At 56.3% G+C, this 2,508-nt stretch carries 1 rRNA gene (running past one end of the window); it reads left to right on the plus strand.

Annotated features, from left to right (window positions below):
• Positions 1–2,478, plus strand: a 23S ribosomal RNA gene (locus tag AB0B01_RS30530); it begins 159 nt to the left of the window's first position.
• The last annotated feature ends 30 nt before the right edge of the window (positions 2,479–2,508 follow it).

Raw genomic sequence — 2,508 nt, forward strand, 5'->3', positions numbered from 1 at the left:
GTATCTCGTGACTGCGTGCCTTTTGAAGAATGAGCCTGCGAGTTAGCGGTGTGTAGCGAGGTTAACCCGTGTGGGGAAGCCGTAGCGAAAGCGAGTCCGAATAGGGCGATTGAGTTGCACGCTCTAGACCCGAAGCGGAGTGATCTAGCCATGGGCAGGTTGAAGCGGAGGTAAGACTTCGTGGAGGACCGAACCCACCAGGGTTGAAAACCTGGGGGATGACCTGTGGTTAGGGGTGAAAGGCCAATCAAACTCCGTGATAGCTGGTTCTCCCCGAAATGCATTTAGGTGCAGCGTCGTGTGTTTCTTGCCGGAGGTAGAGCACTGGATAGGCGATGGGCCCTACCGGGTTACTGACCTTAGCCAAACTCCGAATGCCGGTAAGTGAGAGCACGGCAGTGAGACTGTGGGGGATAAGCTCCATGGTCGAGAGGGAAACAGCCCAGAGCATCGACTAAGGCCCCTAAGCGTACGCTAAGTGGGAAAGGATGTGGAGTCGCAGAGACAACCAGGAGGTTGGCTTAGAAGCAGCCACCCTTGAAAGAGTGCGTAATAGCTCACTGGTCAAGTGATTCCGCGCCGACAATGTAGCGGGGCTCAAGCGTACCGCCGAAGTCGTGTCATTGCAGCAATAGGGCCAACGCCTGCTGTGATGGGTAGGGGAGCGTCGTGTGCCGGGTGAAGCAGCAGCGGAAGCTAGTTGTGGACGGTTCACGAGTGAGAATGCAGGCATGAGTAGCGATACACACGTGAGAAACGTGTGCGCCGATTGACTAAGGGTTCCTGGGTCAAGCTGATCTGCCCAGGGTAAGTCGGGACCTAAGGCGAGGCCGACAGGCGTAGTCGATGGACAACCGGTTGATATTCCGGTACCCGCTTTGAAACGCCCAATATCGAATCAGGCGATGCTAAGTCCGTGAAGCCGTTCCGGACCCTTCGGGGAAAGGAAAGTGGTGGAGCCGACGAACCAGACTTGTAGTAGGTAAGCGATGGGGTGACGCAGGAAGGTAGTCCAGCCCGGGCGGTGGTTGTCCCGGGGTAAGGGTGTAGGCCGAGGGGTAGGCAAATCCGTCCCTCATACAAGGCTGAGACCTGATGCCGAGCCGATTGTGGTGAAGTGGATGATCCTATGCTGTCGAGAAAAGCCTCTAGCGAGTTTCATGGCGGCCCGTACCCTAAACCGACTCAGGTGGTCAGGTAGAGAATACCGAGGCGTTCGGGTGAACTATGGTTAAGGAACTCGGCAAAATGCCCCCGTAACTTCGGGAGAAGGGGGGCCATCACTGGTGATCGGATTTACTCCGTGAGCTGGGGGTGGCCGCAGAGACCAGCGAGAAGCGACTGTTTACTAAAAACACAGGTCCGTGCGAAGCCGTAAGGCGATGTATACGGACTGACGCCTGCCCGGTGCTGGAACGTTAAGGGGACCGGTTAGTGACCTTTCGGGGTTGCGAAGCTGAGAACTTAAGCGCCAGTAAACGGCGGTGGTAACTATAACCATCCTAAGGTAGCGAAATTCCTTGTCGGGTAAGTTCCGACCTGCACGAATGGCGTAACGACTTCTCGACTGTCTCAACCATAGGCCCGGTGAAATTGCACTACGAGTAAAGATGCTCGTTTCGCGCAGCAGGACGGAAAGACCCCGGGACCTTTACTACAGTTTGATATTGGTGTTCGGTTCGGCTTGTGTAGGATAGGTGGGAGACTTTGAAGCCGTGACGCCAGTCATGGTGGAGTCGCCGTTGAAATACCACTCTGGTCGTGCTGGATGTCTAACCTCGGTCCGTGATCCGGATCAGGGACAGTGTCTGATGGGTAGTTTAACTGGGGCGGTTGCCTCCCAAAGGGTAACGGAGGCGCCCAAAGGTTCCCTCAGCCTGGTTGGCAATCAGGTGTTGAGTGTAAGTGCACAAGGGAGCTTGACTGTGAGACCGACGGGTCGAGCAGGGACGAAAGTCGGGACTAGTGATCCGGCGGTGGCTTGTGGAAGCGCCGTCGCTCAACGGATAAAAGGTACCCCGGGGATAACAGGCTGATCTTCCCCAAGAGTCCATATCGACGGGATGGTTTGGCACCTCGATGTCGGCTCGTCGCATCCTGGGGCTGGAGTCGGTCCCAAGGGTTGGGCTGTTCGCCCATTAAAGCGGTACGCGAGCTGGGTTTAGAACGTCGTGAGACAGTTCGGTCCCTATCCGCTGTGCGCGTAGGAATATTGAGAAGGGCTGTCCCTAGTACGAGAGGACCGGGACGGACGAACCTCTGGTGTGCCAGTTGTCCTGCCAAGGGCATGGCTGGTTGGCTACGTTCGGGAGGGATAACCGCTGAAAGCATCTAAGCGGGAAGCCTGCTTCAAGATGAGTATTCCCACCTCCTTGAGAGGGTAAGGCTCCCAGTAGACGACTGGGTTGATAGGCCAGATGTGGAAGCCCGGTAACGGGTGGAGCTGACTGGTACTAATAGGCCGAGGGCTTGTCCTCAGTTGCTCGCGTCCACTGTGTTAGTTCTGAA

The sequence above is a fragment of the Streptomyces sp. NPDC044571 genome, from assembly GCF_040647115.1.
Taxonomy (GTDB): Bacteria; Actinomycetota; Actinomycetes; order Streptomycetales; family Streptomycetaceae; genus Streptomyces.